27 protein-coding genes and 1 pseudogene are annotated in these 24163 nt (G+C 67.2%); 13 read left to right on the top strand and 15 right to left on the bottom strand.

Annotation, left to right across the window (positions count from 1 at the left end):
• Positions 1–13 precede the first annotated feature (13 nt).
• Positions 14–598: a phosphatase PAP2 family protein gene (locus BW971_RS15495; RefSeq protein ID WP_234974427.1), complete on the top strand. Its 585-nt coding sequence runs from the start codon at positions 14–16 to the stop codon at positions 596–598.
• Here BW971_RS15495 and BW971_RS15490 read toward each other — a convergent pair.
• Positions 498–743: a DUF2530 domain-containing protein gene (locus BW971_RS15490; protein ID WP_076481306.1), complete on the bottom strand. Its 246-nt coding sequence runs from the start codon at positions 741–743 to the stop codon at positions 498–500. The genes BW971_RS15495 and BW971_RS15490 overlap by 101 nt on opposite strands.
• Before the next feature lie 31 nt (positions 744–774).
• Between BW971_RS15490 and BW971_RS15485 the strand changes: the two genes are divergently transcribed.
• Complete coding sequence (locus BW971_RS15485) at positions 775–1206, top strand: Rv0880 family HTH-type transcriptional regulator (protein ID WP_076481303.1); 432 nt, start codon at positions 775–777, stop codon at positions 1204–1206.
• Between the two features lie 58 nt (positions 1207–1264).
• Positions 1265–2500 carry an MFS transporter gene (locus BW971_RS15480; RefSeq protein WP_076481300.1) on the top strand — a complete coding sequence of 412 codons (1236 nt, stop codon included), beginning with the start codon at positions 1265–1267 and terminating at the stop codon, positions 2498–2500.
• Here BW971_RS15480 and BW971_RS15475 read toward each other — a convergent pair.
• A complete protein-coding gene (locus tag BW971_RS15475) occupies positions 2452–3666 on the bottom strand; it encodes a GNAT family N-acetyltransferase (protein WP_076481297.1) in 1215 nt (404 codons plus the stop codon). The two genes, BW971_RS15480 and BW971_RS15475, sit on opposite strands and share 49 nt — an antisense overlap.
• Positions 3667–3705: 39 nt before the next feature.
• Between BW971_RS15475 and BW971_RS15470 the strand changes: the two genes are divergently transcribed.
• The 3 genes from BW971_RS15470 to BW971_RS15460 are packed head-to-tail and all read left to right on the top strand — an operon-like array spanning position 3706 to position 6028.
• Positions 3706–4926 carry an MFS transporter gene (locus tag BW971_RS15470; protein WP_083710112.1) on the top strand — a complete coding sequence of 407 codons (1221 nt, stop codon included), beginning with the start codon at positions 3706–3708 and terminating at the stop codon, positions 4924–4926.
• Positions 4926–5762 carry a TrmH family RNA methyltransferase gene (locus BW971_RS15465; protein WP_076481294.1) on the top strand — a complete coding sequence of 279 codons (837 nt, stop codon included), beginning with the start codon at positions 4926–4928 and terminating at the stop codon, positions 5760–5762. The genes BW971_RS15470 and BW971_RS15465 overlap by 1 nt, the downstream gene beginning before the upstream one ends.
• Positions 5759–6028, top strand: coding sequence for a DUF2537 domain-containing protein (locus BW971_RS15460; RefSeq protein ID WP_076481291.1), 270 nt, complete (start codon positions 5759–5761; stop codon positions 6026–6028). The genes BW971_RS15465 and BW971_RS15460 overlap by 4 nt, the downstream gene beginning before the upstream one ends.
• Before the next feature lie 17 nt (positions 6029–6045).
• On the opposite strand, the gene BW971_RS15455 is transcribed toward BW971_RS15460, so the two are convergent.
• From BW971_RS15455 to BW971_RS21280, 5 genes are all read right to left on the bottom strand, one after another.
• The gene (locus BW971_RS15455) at positions 6046–6852 is read right to left on the bottom strand and encodes a DUF6928 family protein (RefSeq protein ID WP_076481288.1); all 807 of its coding nucleotides are present in this window, start codon (positions 6850–6852) and stop codon (positions 6046–6048) included.
• 15 nt (positions 6853–6867) lie between these two features.
• Complete coding sequence (sepH, locus tag BW971_RS15450; RefSeq protein ID WP_076481286.1) at positions 6868–7704, bottom strand: septation protein SepH; 837 nt, start codon at positions 7702–7704, stop codon at positions 6868–6870.
• Positions 7705–7801: 97 nt separating this feature from the next.
• Entirely contained in the window at positions 7802–8941 is a 1140-nt protein-coding gene (serC, locus tag BW971_RS15445; RefSeq protein WP_076481283.1) for a phosphoserine transaminase, read from the bottom strand.
• Between the two features lie 473 nt (positions 8942–9414).
• Positions 9415–10050 carry a DUF3558 family protein gene (locus BW971_RS22285; RefSeq protein WP_076481280.1) on the bottom strand — a complete coding sequence of 212 codons (636 nt, stop codon included), beginning with the start codon at positions 10048–10050 and terminating at the stop codon, positions 9415–9417.
• Complete coding sequence (locus BW971_RS21280; protein ID WP_143690412.1) at positions 10047–10403, bottom strand: hypothetical protein; 357 nt, start codon at positions 10401–10403, stop codon at positions 10047–10049. Before BW971_RS21280 ends, BW971_RS22285 begins: the two co-directional genes overlap by 4 nt.
• Before the next feature lie 165 nt (positions 10404–10568).
• On the opposite strand from BW971_RS21280, the gene BW971_RS15435 reads away from it, so the two are divergent.
• Positions 10569–11846 (top strand): hypothetical protein, encoded by a 1278-nt coding sequence (locus BW971_RS15435; RefSeq protein WP_076481277.1) that lies wholly within the window; start codon positions 10569–10571, stop codon positions 11844–11846.
• Positions 11847–11855: 9 nt separating this feature from the next.
• Here the strand turns inward: BW971_RS15435 and BW971_RS15430 are convergent, their stop codons facing one another.
• Genes BW971_RS15430 through BW971_RS15410 form a run of 5 tightly spaced genes read right to left on the bottom strand, consistent with a single transcriptional unit; the run spans position 11856 to position 15035 of the window.
• A complete protein-coding gene (locus BW971_RS15430; protein WP_076481274.1) occupies positions 11856–12296 on the bottom strand; it encodes a hypothetical protein in 441 nt (146 codons plus the stop codon).
• A complete protein-coding gene (locus BW971_RS15425; protein ID WP_076481271.1) occupies positions 12293–13261 on the bottom strand; it encodes a WXG100-like domain-containing protein in 969 nt (322 codons plus the stop codon). Before BW971_RS15425 ends, BW971_RS15430 begins: the two co-directional genes overlap by 4 nt.
• Complete coding sequence (locus BW971_RS15420) at positions 13258–13578, bottom strand: YbaB/EbfC family nucleoid-associated protein (RefSeq protein WP_234974426.1); 321 nt, start codon at positions 13576–13578, stop codon at positions 13258–13260. The genes BW971_RS15425 and BW971_RS15420 overlap by 4 nt, the downstream gene beginning before the upstream one ends.
• A gap of 5 nt (positions 13579–13583) precedes the next feature.
• The gene (locus BW971_RS15415; RefSeq protein ID WP_076481268.1) at positions 13584–13889 is read right to left on the bottom strand and encodes a hypothetical protein; all 306 of its coding nucleotides are present in this window, start codon (positions 13887–13889) and stop codon (positions 13584–13586) included.
• A 30-nt stretch (positions 13890–13919) separates the two neighbouring features.
• Positions 13920–15035: a citrate synthase 2 gene (locus BW971_RS15410; RefSeq protein ID WP_076481266.1), complete on the bottom strand. Its 1116-nt coding sequence runs from the start codon at positions 15033–15035 to the stop codon at positions 13920–13922.
• 93 nt (positions 15036–15128) lie between these two features.
• On the opposite strand from BW971_RS15410, the gene pdxH reads away from it, so the two are divergent.
• From pdxH to BW971_RS15380, 6 genes are all read left to right on the top strand, one after another.
• A complete protein-coding gene (pdxH, locus tag BW971_RS15405) occupies positions 15129–15812 on the top strand; it encodes a pyridoxamine 5'-phosphate oxidase (RefSeq protein ID WP_076481678.1) in 684 nt (227 codons plus the stop codon).
• Positions 15812–17089 carry an MFS transporter gene (locus BW971_RS15400; protein ID WP_076481264.1) on the top strand — a complete coding sequence of 426 codons (1278 nt, stop codon included), beginning with the start codon at positions 15812–15814 and terminating at the stop codon, positions 17087–17089. The genes pdxH and BW971_RS15400 overlap by 1 nt, the downstream gene beginning before the upstream one ends.
• Positions 17090–17132: 43 nt before the next feature.
• Complete coding sequence (locus BW971_RS15395; protein ID WP_234974425.1) at positions 17133–17897, top strand: alpha/beta hydrolase; 765 nt, start codon at positions 17133–17135, stop codon at positions 17895–17897.
• Positions 17894–19195, top strand: coding sequence for an SAM-dependent methyltransferase (locus BW971_RS15390; RefSeq protein ID WP_076481255.1), 1302 nt, complete (start codon positions 17894–17896; stop codon positions 19193–19195). The genes BW971_RS15395 and BW971_RS15390 overlap by 4 nt, the downstream gene beginning before the upstream one ends.
• A gap of 106 nt (positions 19196–19301) precedes the next feature.
• On the top strand, positions 19302–20387 hold the full coding sequence (locus BW971_RS15385; protein WP_076481252.1) for an isopenicillin N synthase family dioxygenase: 1086 nt from the start codon (positions 19302–19304) through the stop codon (positions 20385–20387).
• A 68-nt stretch (positions 20388–20455) separates the two neighbouring features.
• Positions 20456–21268: a phosphatase PAP2 family protein gene (locus BW971_RS15380; protein ID WP_143690411.1), complete on the top strand. Its 813-nt coding sequence runs from the start codon at positions 20456–20458 to the stop codon at positions 21266–21268.
• A gap of 33 nt (positions 21269–21301) precedes the next feature.
• On the opposite strand, the gene BW971_RS15375 is transcribed toward BW971_RS15380, so the two are convergent.
• The 3 genes and pseudogenes from BW971_RS15375 to BW971_RS15365 all read right to left on the bottom strand — a co-directional run bounded on the left by BW971_RS15375 (position 21302) and on the right by BW971_RS15365 (position 24114).
• Positions 21302–22288, bottom strand: a complete 987-nt coding sequence (locus BW971_RS15375; RefSeq protein WP_076481247.1) for an oxygenase MpaB family protein — start codon at positions 22286–22288, stop codon at positions 21302–21304.
• A 190-nt stretch (positions 22289–22478) separates the two neighbouring features.
• Complete coding sequence (locus BW971_RS15370; protein WP_143690410.1) at positions 22479–22727, bottom strand: hypothetical protein; 249 nt, start codon at positions 22725–22727, stop codon at positions 22479–22481.
• Between the two features lie 137 nt (positions 22728–22864).
• Positions 22865–24114: pseudogene (locus tag BW971_RS15365) on the bottom strand (IS30 family transposase).
• Positions 24115–24163 lie beyond the last annotated feature (49 nt).

Here is a 24163-nt window from a genome sequence, read left to right as displayed (position 1 = left end):
GAGTCCGCTGCCCGTGAGACATCTCGACATCGACGAGACCGTCACCGACTGGTTCGTCGCTCACCGCTCCCCGGCGTGGACCGACGCGATGCATGCGATCACCACGGTCGGCAACACCCTGGCGATGACGGCGATCGCGCTGATCGCGACCGTTGGCTGGGCGATCCGCCGCGAGCCCGTGCGTGCGCTGACGGTACTGCTCGGCTCGGTGGTGGGGTACGTCGTCATGGTGGGGCTCAAACATCTCTTCGGCCGCGACCGGCCGCCCGCACCGATTCGATTGGTCGACATCGACACCTACGCGTTCCCTTCCGGGCACGCCATGATGTCGGCGATCGTGTTGGGATTGGTCGCGGTCACCGTGTGCCGGAGCTGGATGACGATGATCGCGGTCGTGGCATCGGCGCTGATCGGTGTCAGCCGCGTCTACCTCGGCGTGCACTGGATGACCGACGTGTTGGCCGGCTGGACGTTCGGCGCCCTGTGGGTGGCGGGGGTCAGCGCAGTCCCAGCTGTGCGCCGCGCCGTCCGCGGCGCGCGGCGACCCGCTGCGTCAGCATCAGCGACGTCCCGAAAAGCCCCACCCCCAACCCGGTGAGGCAGATGGTCAGCGCCGACGAGCCGCCCCACCCGGTCACGCCGACCACCACGCTGGCGACCAGGAACGCGACCATCCCGACCACGATGACCGGCTCGGGGGCGGTGAGGAACCGAGGCGGCTCAGGAATGTCGCTGTCGCTCATACAAACATGTTAGTTGTCCTATCCTTGTGTCGTGAATGACAAGGATGTGAAGTTGGCCAGCGACCTTGCGGTGGCCACCGTCCGCTTGGCCCGGCACCTGCGTCTGCGCCGCGCGACGTCACTGGTCTCCCTCACCCAGCTGTCCGCGCTGGCGACACTGGAACGGGAAGGCCCGATGACGCCGGGGGCGATGGCGGCCACCGAACGAGTGCAGCCGCCGTCGATGACCCGGGTCATCGCATCCTTAGCCGACCTGGGGATGGTGCGCCGTGAACCCCACCCCACCGACGGCCGACAGGTCATCGTGACCCTGTCCGAGCAGGGCGGTGAGGTCATCCGTGACGAGAAGAACGCCCGCGAGGCGTGGCTGAGGGACCGGTTGTCGCGGCTGTCGGACGACGACGCCGCCGTCCTGCGTCGCGCGGTCGGGATCATGGGTGATCTCGTCAACGACGAAGACTGACATCGCCCGCCCGCCCGGTACGCCACCCAGAGTGGTCACCCGACCACACCTCCCGCGCATGCTCGTCTCGTTGGGCGTGCGCAATTACCGGCTGTGGGCAGGCGGTCAGGTCGTCTCCCTGATCGGAACCTGGATGCAGCGCATCGCCCAGGACTGGTTGGTGCTGCATCTGTCCGGTAGCAGCGGGCTGGCCGTCGGTATCGTGATGGCCCTGCAATTCGGGCCCACCGCGGTGCTGTCGGTACCCGCGGGCGCGTTGGCCGACCGGTTCGACAAACGTCGTTTGCTGCTGATCACCCAGACATCGATGGCGGTGTGCGCCCTGGTGTTGGGGCTGTTGGACACCTCGGGCGTGGTCACCCTGATCCAGGTGTACGTCCTTGCCTTGGCCCTGGGGTGTATCTCCGCGATCGACAGTCCGATCCGGCAGTCGTTCACCATCGAGATGGTGGGTCCGGCGCAGCTACCCAACGCGGTGGCACTGAACTCGATGACCTTCAACCTGGCCCGGATCATCGGCCCGGCGATCGCGGGCGTGCTGATCACGGTGTTGGGCACCGGTCCGGTGTTCCTGCTCAACGCGGTCAGTTCGGTCGCCGTCATCGCCGGGCTGCTGGCGATGCGGACCGACGAGTTGCAACGACCACCGCGGGCTGCGGCAGGGAACTCGATCCGTAGCGGGCTGCGGTACGTCCGCGACAACCCGCAGTTGGTGGTCGTACTGACCACCGTGTTCATGGTGTCGACGTTCGGGATGAACTTCCCGCTGTCGTTGGCCCTGCTCACCGCGAACACCTTCCACGGTTCGGCGGGCGGTTACGGGCTGCTGTCGACGATGTTGGCGGTCGGGACCCTGTCGGGGGCCACGATGGCCGCCCGCCGCAGCTCACCGGCGCGGTTGCGGCAGTTTCTCGTCGCCGCGTTGGCGTTCGGCGTCCTGGAGGTGGTGGTGGGGGTGATGCCCACGTACTGGTTGGTCGCGGTGATGTTGGTGCCGGTCGGGGCGGCGGTGCTGACCTTCAGTACATCGGCGATGAACATCGTGCAGCTGTCGGTTGACTCGGAGATGCGTGGCCGGGTGATGGGCGTGTACATGCTGTGCTTCCTCGGCGGCACCCCGTTGGGCAGTCCGGTGCTCGGCTGGCTGGCCGGGGTCACCGACCCGCGTGCCCCGCTGGTCGTCGGCGGCGTGATCAGCGCGGTGTCGGTGCTGGTCTGTGTACTGCTGGTGTGGCGGCGGGACCGTCAGAAGAAGGTGCCGGAGAACGGGCGACGTTCGGTGGAGAACGCCTGATCGAAGGCGGTCAGCGTGGGCTGGTCGGCGACCCACAACCGGTTCGCGCGCGCGAACTCCACCGCCCGGTACCCGCCGAGGTAGATGCTCGACAGCACCGAGATGTCGGTGGTGATGGTCGGCGGTTCGGTGGTCGCGGTCACGGTGGCCCGGCCGTCGGCGATGTCCACGGCGAAACGGCCGCCGGCGTCGCGGTGGTTGTCGTGCACCTCCAGAACGAAGGAGGTGTCGCGGTCGTAGACGCGGGCGGCGAGCGCGGCGGGGACGTCCAGGATGCGCAGCCACATCGCGTCGGCGACGTGTTCCACCTTCACCGCACGTAGGTCTGTCAGCTTCACCGGCAGTGCGTCGTCGGTGGGGATGGTCGCGGTGACCCGGGGGATGAGGTCCAGGCCCAGCAGTACGCGCCACAGATCGGTGTGGGCGACGTCGGAGACGGTGAAGATCTCCGACACCTCCGCGACCGCGTCGTCACCGCGGTGGGCGATGCGGTAGCTGGCGTAACCGTCGGCGTGCAACAGGTAGTGCAGTGCACTGCGACCGTCGCGCAGCATCTCGCGGTCGGCGAAGATCATCTGCCACCACACGTCGCTGCGAGCGAGCGCGCCCGAGCGCGTCGCGGACCAGCGGTCGTGCAATTCGGGTACGGCGGTGCGGATCTGCTCGTCGTCGGCGAACCTGACGCGCGAATCGTCGGGGGCGGGCTCACGGAACGTCGAACGGCCCAGCTCCACGCTGACCCGCTCCTCGAAGCAGGCCGGGCCGAAGCCGAAGCGCTCATAGATGGTGCCCTCGCTGGCGGTCAGCGCGGCGAAGGTGAAGTTCTCCCGTTCCCACTGTTCGAAGATCTCGGTGAGCATCATCCGTAGGATCCCGCGACGACGGTGGGTCGCGGCGACCGACACCCAGGACAGTCCCGGGATGTCGACGCGGGTGCCGCCCGGCACGGTCATCGTCATCCGGTAGAACATCGCCACTCCGACCAGGTCGGCACCGTCGCGCACCACCACCACGTCCTCGTCGCGCACCTTGCGCCGCAGATCCTGCTGCGCCTCGTCGTCGAGGGGGTGGATGAAGGCGAAGGCGCGGGCGTCGGCGGCGATGATGTCGTCCCAGTCGTCATCGGTGGCGCGTCGCAGTTCCAGGGTGCCGGCAGCTGTGCTCACGGAAGATCACGCTGTCACATCCCCACTAGTCTCTCCAACATGGCTGACACTTCGGACCACGTCCGGACTTCGGACCGTGCGGACCCCGCCGACCGTGCGGTCGCGACCTACGGCTTGATGCTCGTGCTGATCGTGGTGATGTTCGGCACCACCATGCCCACCGCGGTGTACTCCACCTATGAGCGCGAGATCGGGTTCTCGCTGCACACGGTGACGGTCATCTTCGCGACCTACGCGCTGGGGGTGCTGGCCAGCCTGCTGGCCTTCGGGCGCTGGTCCGATGTGCTGGGTCGCCGGCCGGTGTTGCTGTTCGGACTGGGTTTCGCCGTCGTCAGCGACGTCGTCTTCCTGTTCGCGGACGATGTCCCGCTGTTGCTGCTGGGCCGGCTGTTGTCGGGGCTGTCGGCGGGGATCTTCGTCGGGACGGCATCGGTGGCGATCACCGAGATGGCCCGCGGTCGGTTGGTGTCGCGAGCCCCGACGTTGGCGACCATCGCCAACATCGGTGGGCTGGGGTTGGGCCCGATCATCGCCGCGATGGTGGTCACCTGGCTGCCCGCGCCCACCCGCACCACCTATGTGGTGCATCTGGGGGCGTGTGTGGTCGCCGTGCTGATCGTGCTGGTCCTTCCGGAGACCCGCGGCAGGCAGCGCGACAAACCGCTGCGGTTCAACTCGATGGCCGTGCCTGAGGACACGCGCCGACCGTTCATCCGGGCGTCGCTGCTCGGGTTCGCAGGATTCGCCCTGCTCGGCCTGTTCACCGGGGTCGCGCCGACCATCGCCACCGAGGTCACCGGGGTGCATCAGCTGATCGGGGTGGTGTTGCTGGCCTCGACCACCTTCTTCGGTTCGGTGGCGGGACAGGTCGCCGCTCGCGGCATCGCCGACGACCGCGCCGAGCCGTTGGCCGTGGGCTTGTTCGTGTGCGGGACGCTCGCGTTGGTGCTGACTTTCTGGTCGGGCTGGTGGGAGATGCTGGCGGTTGCCGGGATCGTCGGCGGCATCGGGCAGGGCATCGGCTTCGCCAAGGGTTTGGCCGTTGTCACCCGCACCGCGCCGGTGGATCAGCGGGCCGCGGTCGCGTCGGCCTTCTTCGTGGTCTGCTACGTCGCGATCTCGGTGCCGGTGATCGCCGAGGGACTGCTGGCCAACGCCTGGACCATCACCGGGGCCGGGGTGGTGTTCGCGTTCGTCGTGATGGGTCTGGCCTTGCTCTCCGGGGTGCTCGGTGCGCGCGAACGCGCGCAGGTCCGCTGATGGGGGTGCAGGTCGTCGACATCGACGACCCCGACGACCCTCGGGTGAACGACTTCCGCGATCTGAACTCGGTGGATCGTCGGCCTGACCTGCCCGCGCTGCCCGGTGGTCGGCCGGGCAAGGGGTTGGTGATCGCCGAGGGTGTGCTGGTGGTCGAGCGGATGGTCGCCTCCCGGTTCGCGACCCACGCACTGTTCGGGGTGGAGAAGCGTCGCGTGGAGTTGGGGACGACCCTCGACGATCCGTCGTTGGCAGGGGTGCCGTACTTCCGGGCGTCGGCGGAGGTGATGGCCGAGGTGATCGGTTTCCACCTCAACCGCGGGGTGCTGGCGGTGTCACGCCGACCGCCGGTGTGCACAGTGGCGCAGGCGGTTGCCGGTGCGACCTCCGTGGCCGTGCTCGAGGGCGTCAACGACCACGAGAACATCGGCAGCATCTTCCGCAACGCGGCCGGACTCGGTGTGGACGCGGTGCTGTTCGGCGCCGGGTGCGCCGACCCGTTGTACCGGCGGTGTGTGCGGGTCTCGATGGGGCACGCCTTGCTGGTGCCGTTCGCCCGGTGCGACGACTGGCCGGGTGAGATCGGATGGCTGCGTGAGCAGGGCTTCACCACCATCGCCCTGACCCCGGCACCCGACGCGGTGCCGCTGGCCGGGGTGGCGGGGTCGGCGAAGGTCGCGTTCCTGGTCGGGGCCGAGGGGCCCGGGCTGACGCGGGCGGCCATGCGCAACTGCGACGTCCGTACGCAGATCCCGATGGCCCGGGGCACCGACTCCCTGAATGTCGCCACCGCGGCCGCGGTCGCCTTCTACGAGCGGGCGCGGGCACGGATGTGAACCCCGAGCCCACCCCGTGGTTGAGCGGCCTGCTGGTCACCGCCTGCACCGCTGTGTTCACCGGGGGAGTGCTGCTGGGGGTGTACAGCGTGGCCGCCCAGATGCGGCCGTGGCTGGGGGTGCTCGCCGTGGTGGTGGTCTGCGGCGGCACGCTGCCGACGGTCTGGTTGCGCCGCCGCCGTCCCGTGTGGCGGTGGGTGTCGGCGGGGGTGATGGCCGGTGCGGTGGTCGCCCTGGTGGGTTCGGTGGTGCTGACGCTGCGCTGACGGCGCGCGAGTCCCGGTCAGGACTCGTGCGACTCCGACTTCGGCGCGAACCCGAACCAGCGCGCGACCCGGTTGCCTGCCGGCGCCTCCGGTTGTCCCGGTTCCGGTCTCACCTCCGGGTGTCGGGCGGGTTCGGTGGCAGCGGAGACGGGCTCGGTCTGCCGCTCGGGCTCGGGCGGTGGCTGCCAGCCGGGCGGCCGGATGGCGAATCGGGTGGCCGGGATGTCGCGCGGGTCCGCGTCGTCGGGGCCCAGGGGCCGGGTGAAGCGGAAACCGAGCCAGTCACGGGTCGACTGTTCGGCGAATTCCTGCGGGTGAAACGGCAGGGCCTGCGGATCGTGCGGAACACCCTCGGCGTACTGCAGGGGATGTTCGCCGGCCCAGAAGCCGCGCTCGAACGGGTACGGCAGGCCTTCGTCTTCGCGGATGTCGACGGGGTCGGCGGCGAACGAGCGCCGCAGGGCTCCGTTCTCCCAGCGCGCGAACGCGCCGAACGAGTCGACGGGGTCGGTGTGGAGCAGCACCGCGACCGCGGTCGGACGAAGCCGCAGTCGGGTGTCGGTGAACTCCGAGGGTCGGTCGGTGGCGACGGCCCGACCGCAGATCACCGCGAGGCGACCGTAGACGCCTGCGATCACGTTGTCGTCGGGAAGGCCGTCGGCGTCGGCGAGACTGCACGGCCCCTCGTCGACCACCACGCCGTCGCCGACGAGTTGCTGTACCAGATGCTGGGCTTGGTGCGGGTCGTTGTTCAGTCCCCGCCGGATGTCAGTGACCGGATCGTCGGAATCGACGAACCAGAGCATCGACGCCTTCGCTGCCAAGTCTCAAGCCTCTCGTCACGTGTTGCCGTTGCTGCGCACACCCAGGAGGACATCCTCCCAGGCCGGGACCTGGGGCTTACTCCGGCTGTGCTTGGTGGGTCGCGGCTTGTCGGGCGCGGGTAGCGACGGGGTGGGTTCCTCGGCCTCGTGCCGGGCCCGCTGGCCGTCGATGACCTCGTCGGCCTCGACGGTGATGAAGTCGAGTTCCGGGTGGTCGGGGGTGGACTCCGCGCGCAGCGGGGCGACCGCTGCGACGCTCTGCAAAGGACGACTGACGTCGGGATCGATCAGCTCGTCTGCGAACTCGTCGATGGCCTCGACGGTGCCGCCGTGCGAGCCGGGTAGGTAGCGGAAGTGCGCGAAGTTCTGGCTGCGACCGATGCGCCAGCCGATCTGCACGATCCACCGGTTGTCGTCGCCCTTCCACGCGTCCCAGACGGTGTCGTCGGGGTTGTGTCCGCGAGCGACGAAGGCGGCGGTGACCACCTCACTCAGGTTCTCCAGGGTGGGGCCGTCGTGGCGAACCGGGTGGGCCAGCGCGGCGAGTTCGGCGACGCGACGTCGTTCCAGCAGCACCGGGTGCGCGAAGCGTTCGATCCGGCTGGCCGGGACACCGGCCGCGGAGGCCACCTGCGCGATGGACGCTCCGGCACGGATGCGGGCTTGGATGTCGCGAGGACGCAGAGTGCTGTCCATCTCGATCTCGATCTGACCGAGTCGGCTCCGGTCGCCGCGGGCCGCGGCCCGCAGTCGGTCGTCTGCTTCGATGCGGAACTTCTCACCGGACTCGATGTCCTGAAGGACCACATGTCCGGCGTCCGGTTCTACGCCGACGACACGGAGTTCACGCATCCTGCTCCTCCTTCTTGCGCCGAGGCGCGCGTCGCATTGGCGCCAGCGTAATCCAGCGGCCGTGATGTGCGCCGCAGACACGCAGAGAACGAGCAGCTCAGAGGGCGGCCACCACGTGGTCGATGCACGACGTCAGCTTGCTGACATCGTCGGGTTCGACGGCCGGGAACATGCCGACACGCAGCTGGTTGCGACCGAGCTTGCGGTACGGCTCGGTGTCCACCACGCCGTTCGCGCGCAGCACCTTGGCGACCGCCGAGGCGTCGACGGAGTCGTCGAAGTCGATGGTGCCGACCACTTGGCTGCGGTGCGCGGCGTCGACGAACGGGGTCGCGAACTCGCTCTTCTCAGCCCACTCGTAGAGGCGGCTGGAGCTGTCGGCGGTGCGTTGGGTGCACCAGTCCAGTCCGCCGTTGCCGTTCATCCAGTCGAGCTGGTCGGCAAGCAGCAGCAGGGTGGCGACGGCGGGGGTGTTGTAGGTCTGGTTCTTGGAGCTGTTGTCCACGGCGGTGGGCAAGGAGAGGAACTCCGGGCACCAGCGGTCGGAGCCGCCGATCTCGGCGATGCGCTCGAGGGCCGCGGGGCTCATCAGCGCGAGCCAGATGCCGCCGTCGGAGGCGAAATTCTTCTGCGGGGCGAAGTAGTAGACATCGGCGTCGGTGGCGGTGACCGGCAGACCACCGGCACCGGAGGTCGCGTCGATGGCGACGAGCGCATCGCCGGCGTTTGCCGGGCGCACGACAGGGACAGCGACACCGGTGGAGGTCTCGTTATGCGCCCACGCGATCAGGTCGACGTCGCCGGCCTGATCGGCGGTGATGTCGTTCGGGTCGGGTGCGGTGCCCGGGTCGGTGGAGATGACGGTCGGTGCGTCCAGGAACGGGGCGCCCTTGGTGACCGTGGCGAACTTGGAGGAGAACTCGCCGTAGGTGAGGTGCAGCGACTTCTGCTTGACCAGCCCGAATGCCGCTGCATCCCAGAATGCGGTGGTGCCACCGTTGGAGAGCACCACTTCGTAACCCTCCGGCAGTGAGAAGAGTTGGGCGAGCCCCTCACGAATCCGGCCGACCACGTTCTTCACCGGCGCCTGCCGATGGCTGGTGCCCATGACGCTGGTTCCGGCGTCGACGATGGCCTGGATCTGCTCCGTCCGCACCTTGGACGGACCACAACCGAATCGGCCGTCCGACGGCAGCAGATCAGCGGGGATGGTGATGGACGCGGCGGTGTCACTCATGGTGTCGAGTCTAGGGAGGTGGGAGTTGTGGTCGGGAGGGTGGGTTGGGGGGTGCCCGGAACCCGCCGAATGAGTTTGACTAGTGGCGGCATGCAGTCGCGACTCGATCGTCGACCGTTGGAGCCAAACTGAGCGCCGAATCGCGGTAGTCCGATTACGGAATGGGCGCGCGGCAGATAACAGAGCACTCGTTAGCTTGTAGCCGGGGGTTAGGGATCACGACATCGGCCGTGCCGACTGGCTATGACGGTTATGGTAATGATAACCCGTAACGCTGCGGCGTCCGTTCTGTCTATGTTCCTCGCGAAGAATCCGAATGGTCGAAGTTGCCGTGCGCGAGGGGGTCTTTTGAGGTGACATGAAATGTTAATCAGGAAATCGTGCGAGGACTCTGTGTGAGAAATTAAAGCGTTTACTTTCGGGTATGTTCTTTGAACGCCGTCTTGGATTCTGCAACAGTGGCGGCGGTTGATTTAATTACCGATAGGGATTCGCTGAAGATTTGCTCGAGTGAAGCGGATCGCATTTTGGCAGAGTTCTTCGTAACTCTCTGGATTAACGGAGCCCATGTAGAATGCGGTGATTACACCTGAACGATAGCTCTGGACGTAGGTAAAACATTGGGTTGCCGAAGTGGCAACCCCAATGGTGCGTCCGTTCTGTTCGATGTCAGCAAGAAAGTTGTCGGGTTCGTTGTGCTTATAAGCAGTAAGCGACGCAGAGTTAACGACCACCTGACTAAATCCTGCACCGGTGCTTGTCCTATCCCACATGCATCCTCGAATGGTTTGACCATCGACGCTTGCGGCATCCTGAATTGTTTCTGGCAGTATCTTGGACGCTAAGAGCGAGGCGGGCGTTAGGGCATTGCAAGGCTCGTACGGAGTGCCGTTGTTTGCACTGTTCCAACGTTTTGTCTTTGTAGTCGCGAATGGAAGTGGTACGGGTGTCGCCGTGGTAAAGGTCTGGATTTTTGTTTGGGGAATTAGTGTTGAAGATGTTGCATGCTCGGTAATGGGGCTGTGATTTGCCTCGCACGAGGTTAGAAAAGTAAGAACTGATCCAAGTATGAGAGCAGTGCTAACAGGTATCGAGTATCGACTTCTCAACTCGGGATTCCTGATGCGGAACTACTGTCTGCTTGAAAAAGTCGCTGTTGCGCAGATTCGCATTCAGCGGCAAATTTTCGCAAGTATTGACTCTCTGCGACGAGAGCTCCAGCCCATGCGTTATCGCCGTCATTGACGCGCTGTTTGAGGCGGTCGTATATAGAAGGTCCTTCAATTGGTGTCGTACCAAACCAATTGCCGCGTAGAGTATTAACGGCTGCGCTGTGTGCGTTGTCGAGCGCCTCAGCGCACTGGTTTGCGGCATCAGCGGCTTGCTGCCATTGCTGAGCTGTCAGTTGCACTGCGCTACCGGACATACTGGACACCGGGCTATCGCTGAAGCTCTCGGTCATGTCTACCTCCCTCACTGGCACACAGCTGCTCATCAGACGTATCCGACAAGCATTAGGTTCCCGGCTAGGAACTTACAGGACTGAGGGAATGCCGCTACCCTCGTGCACAACTCATGCATATTAGGAGGCAAAGTGGCACCAGGCGGCACCACGAACTGGGAAGGTATGACGCTGCCGCAGATGCTTGCCGCAATCGCCGAGCTCGAGTCTGCGAACGCGAAGGCAGACGCCGAGGTGTTGTCGAACGCCCAACTGACGGTGGCGGTCGCCACCACAAGTTTCATGGCGAAGATTCGCAACTTGGTTGGCGGCGCTGATGATCTGCTCGGCGAAGCGGCAAACGCGATGCAGGCGTCAGCCGAACAGCTGTACGACCATGCAGCAGCTAATTCAAACAACATCAACCAGGTTGTCCATCAACTAACCGCGGCCGCGGACGTCCTAGCGGATTCGCAGTCCGCAGGTTCCTCGATCGGTTCCTCCAACGCCTTCAGTCAGAACTACACGCCCGCACAGATGTTGGCCGCTCGTCGTCAGGCAGCGGCTTTGCTGACCGGTGTCTACAGCGTGCCGATGAACAGCGCGAACTCGGCGATTCCCGACGTCACGCCCCTGCAACTCCCTGCCTTCGGGAGCGGAGGCAGTGAAGGTTTCGCGAGTGGTGGCAGCGGTTCAGGCACCTCAACTGGCGATGGCCCCGCCAGCTCCACCGTCAAGTCGACTCAGGGCGGGATGGCTGACGTCGACAGCGCCAACTCGGGTGGGAGCGATTCCGGACCATCGGGCCCGAATACCCAAACTTCGACCGACGCCACCACTGGTCAGAGCCCCGCCGCAGCAGCTTCGGATGCGGGCAACGGCTCGGCCTCGGATGCGGGCGGACCGTCCGGTGGCGGCGGTGGGGGCGGCGACGGACTGAGTCCCGGTGGCCTCGGCTCACCGGTCATGACCTCGGCCGACGAAGGGCTCACCAACCTCCCGGGTGCCGGTGTGAACGGTGCGGGTGGTGAAGGCGCCGACGGACTGGGCGGCGCCCCCCTCGGCGGGTTCGCAGGAGGCCTGGGCGCCGGCGCTGCGGCGGGCGCAGGCGGGGGAGCGGCAGGGGAAGCCAACGCACTCGCCAAGCGCCTGTCCCTGCCGAATTCCTCTCTGGGAACGTCATCTGGACAACCGACAGGCGCGGCAGGCGCTCCGGCCACCGGCCGCGGGACCAGTGGATCCATGCCGCCCGGCGCGGGCGGTCGTAAGGGTAAGGACGGCGAAGGCCGCCATCGCGCCGCCGCCTACATGCACAACACCGAGAACGGTGCGGAGATCATCGGCGGGCTGCCGTTGGTCGCGCCACCGGTCCTCGGCGACTGGGCCGCCCGCGGCGACGGCCCCGACGGTGCGCTGCCCTCGGAAGAGACCGAGGAGAAGGACGACAACAAGGGCACGGCCTGATCGGCCGACTCAGAGCCCGGTGTGATCGTCCAACAGTGACGCGATGACCTCGGCGTCGCCCGTGGCGGCGTATCCCTCGTACGCGACCTCGCGTAACGCCTCCCGACCACCATCGCCCGCGGCGTAGGCCAGACACGCCATCGCCCGCGCCTTCTGGAAGCTGTCGACGTACCCCGCCGGGTCACCCTGCTCGGATCGGGTGAACGCCAGCTGGTCGTACCGCGACCGCACCCCCGCCGCCTGCAGCACGATCTGTGCGGACGACGCCGACTGATTGGCCCATTCGTCCAACAGCTTCGCCACCGAAGGATCCGTGTGGACGCGGGTGAAGTCCAGTGCCAGCAGCGTCACCGACCGTGCGGCCCGATGCACATGTGCCTGGGTGACCCGGTCCACCAGCGTCGACAACCCGCCCGGTGCGGTGTCCAGCCGATGCCGGGTCGCGCTCATCCCTGGTCCGGATCGCCGGCATCGTCGTCGTCGAAGCCCAGCGAATCCCCGGCGACCACCGGCTCGCCGATCCCGGACGCCACCGCGGTCACCTCCAACCCGTGACCGCGTAGCTTCTCCACCACCGCACCCTCGGGATCACCCGCCAACCCCACCACGCTCTCGTCTGGTTCCGTTGTCACTCCCGGCCGTAGGTACCCGTTGTGTTCGCTGGTGCCGACCACCACCGCGTATCCGCCGGAACCGTCTTGCCCGAGCCCGACGGCCATCCGTACCCGACCGGCCACATCGGCGGGCAGCGCCGACTGCAGTTCCCGGGCCCGATGTCGGAGGAACTCCGCGACATCCGAGGAGATCTCGTGGTCCACGCCGCCACCGGCCGCAGCCCGCGCCGCGACCGCCACACCCGCGGCGCCACCCAGCATCGCGGGAATCCCGCCCATCGGCATCATCCCGCCGCCGGCCTGCGGCTGACCGTTCTGATCCTGACCCGCGTGGTGCGACTTGTCGTCGTAGTCGTCGGCCGCGGCGGTCATCGCATACTTGCCCGACGACGGCACCGTCGCGGCGGGTTCGGCCATTCCGGCCACCGATGCCAGGTGCGTCTGCGCCGCATCGCGCTCCGACATCGCCGCGATGACGATCATCCGCTTCTTGGTGTCCTCAACCACGTCGGCGAAGGCGTCGATCGACGCCGCCGACGAGCGGAAACCCCGTGCCGCGGTAGCCATCGGACCGTCCTCGGCGATCAACTGTCGGTATACCTGCTCATGCGCCGCGCCGGCCCGGCCCACCACTCCGGTGCCGTCCGCCTCATGCGAGCGCAAAGCGACCTCGACCAGTCGGTCGGCCATCGAGCGGTAGCGCGCCGCGAACCCGCGCAGCGCATCCTCGTCGACCGACGGCCAGCGATCCCCGGCCAACCGCGCAACGGCGTCGGCCACGTCGGACGGCGGACTGATCATCGGACGTCCTCCCAGCTCGGACGGAGCTCCTCGGTGGCTGCGATCAACTCGTCCCGCCGCTGCTGCATGGCGTCGTCGGCCTGCGCGACCAGCTCGACGATCATCGTCGACAACACGTCCGCACGGTGCCTGCGCGCGGCGAGGGGATCGATCCGGAGGTCCACCAACCTGCCGCGGGCATCGACCGTCACCCCGACCAATCGGTCGGTGCTGGTCGCCTCGGCGGTGGCCGCCTGCATGATCTCGCTGACCCGGTGGAGTTCCGCGCGCTGCGCCTGCACCGCGGCGAACATGTCGTCCCACCGGTTCGACGGCACCACGCTCACCGAGTCCCGTCGGCGTCGGACAAGGAGCGGGATGCACCCTCGAGCCCGCTGGTCAGCCGCCCGGCCGCATGTAGCGACGTCCGCACCGACTCGGTCGCGGCACGGTCCCGACCACCCAGTGCGGTGACGAACCCACGCCCGCCCTGGTCGTCCGAACACGCGGCCCGCAACGACGCACTCGCGGCATCCGCCTCGGCCATCAACCCGGCCAACGCATCCCGCAACTCGACCGACGCGGCGACTCGATGGCGCACCGCGTTCGGGTCGAGCTCGACCCGAACGCCACCGTGATCCATGTCCATCGGACGACTACTCCGTCCCGTCGGTTCCGCTCAGCCGTCGATCAGGTCCCATCCGACCACGTCCTCCGGCCGACGTGGACCGGGTCCGACATAGATGGCCGCGGGTCGTACCAGTTTGCCCAGTCGCTTCTGCTCCAGGATGTGCGCGCACCAGCCCGCCGTCCGCCCACAGGTGAACATGGCGGGCATCATGTGCGGCGGCACCTCCGCGAAGTCGAGGATCACCGCGGCCCAGAACTCCACGTTGGTCTCGATCGCACGGTCCGGGCGACGTTCCCGTAGTTCGGTGAGCGCCGCCTGCTCCAGGGCGGCGGCCACCTCGTAACGGGGTGCATCCAACTCGCGGGCGGTCTTGCGCAGCACCCGCGCACGGGGATCCTCGGCTCGGTAGACCCGATGCCCGAAGCCCATCAGCTTCTCCTTGCGGTCGAGGACTCCCTTGACCAGACCGCGGGGATCGTCGGTGCGTTCCACCTCGTCGATCATCGGCAGCACGCGCGCGGGTGCACCGCCGTGCAGCGGGCCCGACATCGCGCCGATCGCCCCCGACAACGACGCCGCGACATCGGCACCGGTGGACGCGATGACCCGAGCGGTGAACGTGGAGGCGTTCAGTCCGTGCTCGGCTGCACTCACCCAGTAGGCGTCGATGGCCTTCACATGCTTCGGGTCGGGGTCGCCCTTCCACCGCGTCATGAATCGTGCGGTCACCGACTCGCACCGGTCGATGATGTCCTGCGGCACCGCGGGCTGGTGGATCCCGCGCGCCGACTGCGCCACATACGACAGGGCCATCACCGATGCGCGGGCCAGGTTGTCGCGGGCGGTCGCGTCGTCGATGTCGAGCAACGGCTTGTAACCCCAGATGGGGGCGAGCATCGCCAGTGCGGCCTGGACGTCCACCCGGACATCGCCGGTGTGCACGGGTAGCGGGAACGGCTCGGCCGGAGGCAGTCCGTCGCCGAACTCACCGTCCACCAGCAGCGCCCAGACGTCGGCGAACGTGACGTCGTTCTCGACGAGATCCTCGATGTCGACCCCGCGATAGCGCAGGTTGCCGCCGTCTTTGTCCGGCTCGGCGATCTCGGTGGTGAAGGCGACGACGCCTTCGAGTCCCTCGACAAAGTTCTCGGGTACTTCAGCCATGGCGTAACTGTAAGCGACCGGGAGCCGCCGGCTACCGCAGAGTAGGGTCACAGAACTGTGAGCGACGATCAGGGACGGGTCGATCTGGAGGCCATGCGAGTCGGATATGGGGCCGGGATCCCGCCCAACGTCGGGGTCGGGGACCGTGCGGCCGGAGCCGACGGTGTTCGCGACAACCTCGATCCGAGCTGGCTGCACGGAGATCCGCCGTGGTTGGACCTGTTCAACCTGTGGCTGCGTGAGGGTATCGAGGCCCGCATCCCCGAACCCAATGCGATGGTGGTCGCCACCGTCGACGCCGACGGGATGCCGTCCACGCGGACCGTGCTCTGCAAGGGAGCCGACCGCAGCGGCATCGTGTTCTACACCGGATACGACTCGGACAAGGCTCACCACCTCGACGCCAACCCGGTGGCCTCGGTCACCTTTCCCTGGATCGCGCTGGAAAGGCAGGTGCACTTCCGCGGCCGTGTACACAAGGTGGACCGCGCCGAGACCGAGCACTACTGGCAACGCCGGCCCCGCGGATCGCAGCTGGGGGCTGTCGCATCCGACCAGTCGAAACCCATCGACTCGCGGATCGACCTCGAGCGCAAGGCCGCCGAGGCCGCGCAGCGATTCGGGGACGACCCCATTCCGGCCCCCGATGATTGGGGCGGCTTCCGCCTCGTCCCCGACAGCGTCGAGTTCTGGCAGGGCCGGGCCAATCGGTTGCACAACCGGGCGCTGGCCACCCTCGTCGACGGCAGATGGCAGGTCACCAGGTTGCAGCCCTGATGGCGAGGCTGCTCGCCGACACCACCCCGCTGCGCAATCTCGACTTCCGGCGGTTGTGGACGGCCAACATCGTCACCGTCATCGGTGCGCAACTCACCGTCGTCGCGGTCCCGGCGCAGATCTATCAGGTCACCCACAGCTCGGCGTACGTGGGCCTGGCGGGCATCTTCGGGCTGGTCCCGCTCATCGTCTTCGGACTGTGGGGCGGCGCGCTCGCCGACATCATCGACCGCCGTCGGCTGCTGATATTCACCACCGCGGGCCTCGTCGGATGCAGCGCACTGTTCTGGGTGCAGGCAGCCGTGGGTTTGGACGATGTCTGGACGATCCTGGTGCTCTTCGCGGTGCAGCAGGCCTTCTTCGCCATCAATCAGCCCACCAAGTCGGCCATCCTGCCCAAGATCGTCGGGTTGGCCGATCTGCCCGCGGCCAACTCGCTGAACATGACCGTCATGCAGGCCGGTGCCATCGCGGGTCCGGTGCTCGGCGGGGCGCTGATCCCCAAACTGGGGTATTCGACGCTCTACCTCATCGACACGATCTTCCTGTTCGCGACGCTGTGGGCGGTCATCAAGCTGCCGGCGCTGAAACCCGAACGCAGCGAGGACGCACCGCGGGTCGCCGGATTGCGGTCCGTGCTGGACGGGTTCCGCTACCTGCGTGGGCACAAGGTGCTGATGATGTCCTTCGTCGTCGACCTCATCGCGATGGTCTTCGGCATGCCGCGGGCACTGTTCCCCGAGATGGCGCACGTCAGCTTCGGCGGTCCCGAGGGCGGCGGTCTCGCGTTCGCGCTGCTGTTCGCGGCGATCGGGGCCGGCTCCGTGGTGGGTGGTGTGTTCTCCGGCTGGGTCACTCGGGTGCAACGGCAGGGTCTCGCGGTGATCCTCTGCGTCATCGCCTGGGGCCTGTCGGTGGCCGGGGCGGGCGTGGCCGTCGCCTTCGCCGGTGGGTCGACGTTGCCGATGCTGCCGGTGGCGGTGATCCTGCTGATGGTCGGCGGTGCCGCCGACGTCGCGTCCGCCGCGTTCCGCATGTCGATGCTGCAGTCCGCGGCCAGCGACGACGTCCGTGGGCGACTGCAGGGGGTGTTCACCGTGGTCGTCGCGGGCGGCCCACGGATTGCCGATGTCGCCCACGGCGCGGTGGCGGCAAGCGCCGGTGTCGCGGTCACCACAGCGGGTGGCGGCATCCTGGTGGTGGTGTTCACGGTGTTGGCCGCGTTGGCTGTTCCCGCTTTCGTCCGATACCGCATCACCGACCGATCTGCTCGCTGACCTGCGGTGCGTAGGGTTGTGACATGAGTCGACACATCCGTCGGTGGCCGATCGCCGAATACGGGTCATGGTGACCCCGAGTCCTTCCCATCCGCCGATCCTGCGCGCGGGCAGCCCGCCCGCCGATCCCGTCTTCACGGTCCTCGTGTTGCACGGTGGCAAGGTCCGCAGCGTCGCCCCCACCCGCTCGTGGCAGCTGTCGGTGTTGCGCATGTGGCCGTTCACGCGGGCACTCCGGCGGACCTTCCCGCAGGCTGCCGTGTACTCGTTGCAGTACCGGCTGCGCGGGTGGAACGGTGCCGACCGCAGTCCCGTCCGCGACGCACGCTGGGCCCTGGAGCAGATCCGGGAACGCCACGGCGACATCCCGGTGGTGCTGGTCGGGCACTCGATGGGTGGTCGCACCGCCGCTGCCGTCGCCGATGAGCCGTCGGTGGTCGGGGTGATGGCGTTGGCGCCGTGGTGGCCCGAGGGCACCGAGACCGTCACCCTGCGTCCCGGTCAGCGGCTCCGCGTGGCTCATGGCACCGCCGACAGCTGGACCGACCCCAAGCTGTCCCGGCGCGCGACGGATTTGGCAGGCCACCGTGGGGTCGACGCCGAATGGATCCCGATGGCTCGGGCGGGACACTTCATGCTGATGCGCCCGCGCCGCTGGACCCGCCAGGTACTCGGCTTCGTTGCCGAGACCGTCGCCGACCACACCCCGAATGCCGCTGAGGAGTTTGCCGCTGAGGGGTTTGCCGCTGAGGGGTTTGCCGCTGAGGGGTTTGCCGCTGAGGGGTTTGCCGCTGAGGAGTTGCGATGAGCGTGTCCACGTCGCGCCGGTCGGAGCTCGGGGTGGCCGGAGAGCTGGAGCGTCTGCTCACCCCGATCGTCAAGGGCTCGTTGCCGGTGCATCTCACCGCGTGGGACGGCAGCACTGCCGGGCCCGACGATGCGCCCCGGGTCGTTCTGCGCAGCCGAAACGCCCTGCGACGACTGCTGTGGAACCCGGGAGAGCTCGGCGCGGCGCAGGCGTACGTGACCGGTGAACTCGACGTCGAGGGTGATCTCGACGCCGCGCTGACCCACGTGTGGCGGGTGGTCGCCGATCGCGGCCTGTCCACGGTGTCGCTGACCCCGACCCGGATCCGCGAACTCATCTCCACCGCATGGTCGTTGGGTGCGATCGGTAAACCGTTGCCCGCCCCCCGCTCCCAGGCCCGGCTGCGCGGTCGGCTGCACTCGTTGAACCGCGACCGCGCCGCCATCAGCCATCATTACGACCTGTCCAATGAGTTCTACGCTCTCATCCTGGACGACACCATGGCCTACTCCAGTGCGTACTTCACCTCGGATGCAGTGGGTTACACGATCGGCGATGCCCAGCGCGACAAGCTGGACCTGGTGTGCCGCAAGCTCGGCCTTGACGCCCGACCCGACATGCGGTTCCTCGACGTCGGTTGCGGCTGGGGTTCGCTGAGCCTGCACGCGGCCGAGCACTTCGGTGCGCGGGTGGTCGGGGTGACCCTCTCGCGGGAGCAGAAGTCGTTCATCGACGCCCGGATCGCCGAACGCGGCCTCGGTGACCGGGTCGAGATCCGGGTGCAGGACTATCGCGAGGTCCCCGACCCGCCGTTCGACGCCGTCGGATCCATCGAGATGGGCGAACACGTGGGCCAACAGAACTACTCCACCTACGCGCGAGTGTTGCGCGACAAGGTGATCCCGTACGGCCGCGTGCTCATCCAGCAGATGTCACGAACCGCGGGAAACCATCCTGGCGGCGGCCCCTTCATCGAATCCTTCATCGCCCCCGACATGTTCATGCGGCCGGTCGGCGAGACGGTGGCGATGATCGAGGAGGCAGGGCTCGAGGTCCGCGACGTGCACGCGCTGCGGGAGCACTACGTCTGGACCGTGGATGCGTGGTACGCCACCTTCTCCGATCACTGGGACGAGGTCGTGGCAATGGTCGGGGAGGAAGTCGCGCGGGTGTGGCGGCTCTACCTCGTCGGCGGACGGATGGCCTTCCGCGACGGTCGGATGGGCGTCGATCAGATCCTGGCCGTGCGGCCCGACGCGCAGGGACGCTCGCAGATGCCGGCGGTGCGCGGCGTCTGAGCGTCTGTGCTGCGCGGTGGATTTCCGCAATTTTCGCTGCTCACATCGCTGACCGCGCCCGCGCATACCCGGCAGCTGGTCGCGACCGGCAGTACCATCAGCCGCGATGACCGATTCACCCCAGGCTGCGGCCCCAGATGACCTCTCTGCACCCGTCGACTTCTGTGTACCGGTCGTCGACATCTCGCCGTATGTCGGCGACGGATCCGCCGCCGATCGTGACGAGGTGGCCAGGCAGATCGACGACGCGTGCACTCGGATCGGTTTCATGCAGATCGTCGGCCACGGTGTGCCGAATCGCATCCTGCACGAGTTCACCGGTGCCCTCGACGACTTCTTCGACCGATCGCTGGATGAGAAGTCGCGCTACCGCACCCCGCCGCGCATCAACCGGGGGTACTCGCCACCCAAATCCGAGTCGCTGTCACTGAGCCTGGGCGTGGAGTCCGCCGACCGGATGAACGATTTCTTCGAGGCCTACAACGTGGGTGTGGAGGCGACGACCTACCCGGCGCTGGATCTGCCCGCCGACGACTACGCCGACAACACCTGGCCCGCCGACTCCGATGTGTTCCGGCCCGCGGTCGAGACCTACTTCAGCGAGGCCGGCCGGGTGGCACGCGTGCTCACCCGCATCTTCGCCGATGCGCTCGACCTGCAACCGGGGTTCTTCGAGTCGTTCACCGATCACTCGCTCGACGTGCTGCGGATGAACAACTACGCACTGCCGCCCGGCAAGGTCGAGCTCGATGGCGATCTGACCGGGATGGGGGAGCACACCGACTACGGGATCGTCACCGTGTTGTGGGCCGACCAGGTCAAGGGGCTGCAGGTCCTGGGCCGTGACGACTGTTGGCACGACGTGCTACCCGCTGACGGCGCGCTGCTGGTCAACCTCGGTGACCTGATGAGCCGATGGACCAACGAGCGGTGGATGTCCACCCTGCACCGGGTCAAACCACCCGTGATCGAGGGTGTCGTCGAGCGCCGACGGTCGGCCGCATACTTCCACGACGGCAACATCGACGCACTCATCTCCACTCTTCCCTCCTGCGTGGGCGCCGGAGCCCGGTACTCACCGATCACCGTCGGCGAACACATCGCGATGAAACTCGCCGGTTCCCGCGCCGGGGTGCGCAATGTGTTCGCCGAGCGCGAGCAGGCCAGGGTGCAACGCGCCCGTCGTCGTTGACCCGGCGCGCCACGAGCGCGGGTACCCTCGCCAACGAACATCGACCGACGAGGAAGGGTGAGCCGGAGGTGTCTGCAGTTCTCGGCAGGATCGCCGGCAGCCTGGCGCTGCTGGCCGCGATGGTGGGGGTCTACGTGTTCTGCGTGCGCACCGTGCGCGGGCAGGATCTCGACGAACGCGCGTTCTTGACCCTTCGAGGAACGGGTGCGCACAACGACCTGCCCAGTGAGGTCGGACTGGGATCCGTGACGGACCCCCGCCTGTGGTTGGTCGCCGTCGCCGCGATCATCGTCCTCGGATTACTGGCCCGACGCCGCTTGAGCATCATCGCGCTGTTGGTCATTCCGGTGGTGGTGATCCTGTTGGCCCGGCTGCTACGTGACGTGGTGCTGCTGCGGCCCGACCTGATCAACAGCCAGTTCCCCGACGCCAACACGTTCCCCAGCGGGCATGCGGCAGCGGCCGCCGGATGTGTCGCCGCGATCGTCCGGGCGGCGCCGCGACCCCTCCAGCCGTTGATCGTGGCCGCCGGTGCGATGTGGTTGACCCTGGTGTCCCAGGATCTGATGGTGTGGGGTTGGCATCGTCCGAGCGACCTCGTCGGCTCGATTCTCCTGGCCGTGGCCGTGGTGATGGTGGTCCCCAACTCGCGCACCACCCTGGTGGGCACACCGCTGCACGCGATCACGCTGGCCGTCGTCGCGTCGCTGCCTCCGTTGGCCTGGTCGATCTACATCGGCAAGCCAGTGGTCGCCGCCGTGGGCATCTGTGCGGCGGCCGCACTGTCGGTGTTGCTGCTGGGTACTCGCACGAGACGTCGGGCACCCGAGGAATTCGTCCCTCAGACCTACCCCGTCCACGACGAGGTCTACGCCCGCTGAGGTCGCCCGCGCCGGTCAGGTCACCGGCGGGCGTCACTGCCAGGGCAGGTCGGCGCGACGTTCGGCATGTACCGGGCAGTAGTGCGTGCTGCGCCCCCGCACCGATTCGGGCGGCAGATTCCGCTCTGGGGTCTCGACCAGCGGGGCGTCGGCGGGCACGCGGCCCGACACCCGGTCCCAGGCGTCACGGGCTCGCGGATGCAGTCGATAGCGCCGCGGGACCAGCGACATCACCAGGTGAACCCCACGCCCGACCACCCGGAACGCCTTCTCGTCGCGATCCGACCAGGTCAGGCCCATCATCTCGCGAACCGGCGGGTCGTAGAGACCGGTCGTCAGCCACAGGAAACCCCACTGCAGCGGTCGTGCCAGCACCCTCCACACCGGTCGGGGCAGTCCACGCAGATACGGCGGCGGTGGTAGTTCGGAGATGTCCAACACGGTCCGTACTGCCGGATGGTCGATCAACACATTCCGACACATGTGATCCCAGTAGGCAAGGAAGTCCTCCCACGTCTCCGGGCAGGGCCGCATGCTCACGCCGTACATCGAATACCAGACCCGCGACTCGTCGAACATATGCCGCTTCTGTGCCTCGGTCATCGGCGGACCGAAGACCTCCGCGCAGCGGATCGCGCCATAGAAGAACGTCGCGTGTGCCCAGTAGAAGACGTCGGGGTCCAGCGCGTGATAACGGCTGCCGTCGGGCATCGTGCCCTTGATCTCCCGGTGGTAGTCGCGGACCTCGCGACCGGTTGGATGCGGCTGGTCAAAGACCACTCCGAAGATCGGGTACAGGGAGCGCATCAACCGTTCCCAGCGCTCACCGAAGAAGTCCGAGTGTTCCCAGACCGCGGTGCCCAACTTGGGATGCATGTTCTGCATCGAGCCCGACCACAGGCCCATCAGCATCCCACGCCAGTCACCGAACTGATGCCAGGTGACGGAGTCGGGCCCGAGAACCGCTCCGACGTCAGGTGCGGAGTCAACGAGATGAACGGCTTGCGGTGACCGTGTCATCGCATACCTCCTCTTGAAACTGCGGGACACCCCTATGAGACGAAACTGTAGATTCGTCTCATAGGGGTGTCAACGGCTCATTCGGACCCGACGAGCGCGCGGGCTCGCGGGGGTGTTCGAAAACTGCGGGAAATCGGCTTTCCCGCAGTCTTGGTCGTTTCCTGCAGACTTTTCAGCGGGAAATCACGCTTCATGCGGAAAACCCGACCTCGCCGGACAGCGCACAAGCGTCCAGGGCGTCGAAGATCATGCGGCCAAACCTCTGTGGGTCGATCGCGTAGTAGACCCCACGCCAGATCCGGGCGATGTCACCGGCCGCCAACGACGCACGGATGTCGTTGTCGGTCGCAATGCCGGATCTGATCAATGTGCGGCGTCGAATGAGATCGTCGGCATCGAGCGAGTGATCCTCCACGTCAAGGATCGTGACCCGGGCCACGCTCAGGTCAGTGCTGAGGCAACGGATCTGGGGACTGATCGGCAAGCTGTGGATTATCGCGACCGCAGTCTTCTTCCCGCAGTTCCCTTCACATCCTGGTGATGCTTCAGGGCTGGGTCAATCGGTGTTAGCAACGGTCATGCTGCTGGCGGGTTGGCGAGCAGCTCGTGTAGTGCTTGTGTGGGGGTCTTCAGGTCCAGGGTAGGGCGGGGTCGTGCGTTGAGGGTCGCGGCGATGCGGGCGAGGTCGTCGGGGGTGTGGGTCGAGAGGTCGGTGCCTTTCTCGAACCAGAACCGTAGGAGCCGGTTGGTGTTCTCGTTCGATCCGCGTTGCCACGGTGAGTGGGGGTCGCAGAAGTAGACCGGTGCCTGCAGGTTGAGTTGGATGTCGACGTAGTCGGCCAGCTCGCTGCCCCGGTCCCAGGTGATCGAGCGTCGTAGGTGGGCGGGGAGTTTGCTCATCTCGGTGATCATCGCCTGCGCCACGCTCGGGGCGTCGTGGCGGCGGCCAGGTAGGTGCAGCAGAATCACGAACCGGGTGGACCGTTCGACCAGGGTGCCGATGGCGGATCGGTTACCGCGCCCGAGGATGAGGTCACCTTCCCAGTGACCGGGCACGGCCCGGTCGGCGACCTGTGCGGGGCGTTGACTGATCGTGAGTGCGTGGTCGTAGGTGTGTGAGCCACCGCGGCCGGTGCTGCCCCGGGATTTACGTGCCGACCGTTTCAGCGACAGCTGCCGGTGCAGGTCCGCGCGTAGGTTGCCGCGGGTCTGGACGTAGAGCGCCTGATAGATCGTCTCGTGCGACACCCGACCCATCCTTGCTGCCGCACTGGTGCCGGGGTGCTCGTGGCGCAGCATCGCCGCGATCAGACCCGGTGACCAGCCCTCGTCCATCGCGACCTCGATCCGACGACACAGGCCCGGGTTCGCAGCCAACTTCACCGGTTTGGGTCGCCGGCGCCGTTCGTGGGCGGCGCGGTGGGCGACCGGCGCCCAGTACGAGCCGTCTGGGCCCCGGTTACGGGTCACCTCTCGGCAGACCACCGACTTGTCACGCCCAATCATCGCTCCGATCTGGGCGTAAGAGCAGCCACACGTCACACCGACCGCGATCGCGGAACGGTCCTCACTGGTCAACGACCGCCGCTGCCGCGGCAGCTGGTCCTCGGCACGCAGGGCGCCTGGGCTCGGTGCCGGTACCGAGCCCGGTAGCCCCCCGTCGCGCCGTACTGGATTCGTGGAGTCACAACACCCGAGGATCGCCACCACGTTGTCGCGGTCTCACGCGACACCCCGACAACCATGCCGGCCCGCTGTAACGACGCCCCACCACACACCAACGCGAAAAACTCGTCACGCACCTCGTCGGCAAACAACTTCGGCAACGCCACACTCCCTATCAGTCAGCGTTGCTACGACCGATAGAACCCGCCC

This window comes from Williamsia sterculiae (assembly GCF_900156495.1).
Classification (GTDB): Bacteria; Actinomycetota; Actinomycetes; order Mycobacteriales; family Mycobacteriaceae; genus Williamsia_B; species Williamsia_B sterculiae.
Note: the sequence above shows the minus strand (reverse complement) of the source record. Positions and strands in the feature narration are given on the sequence as shown.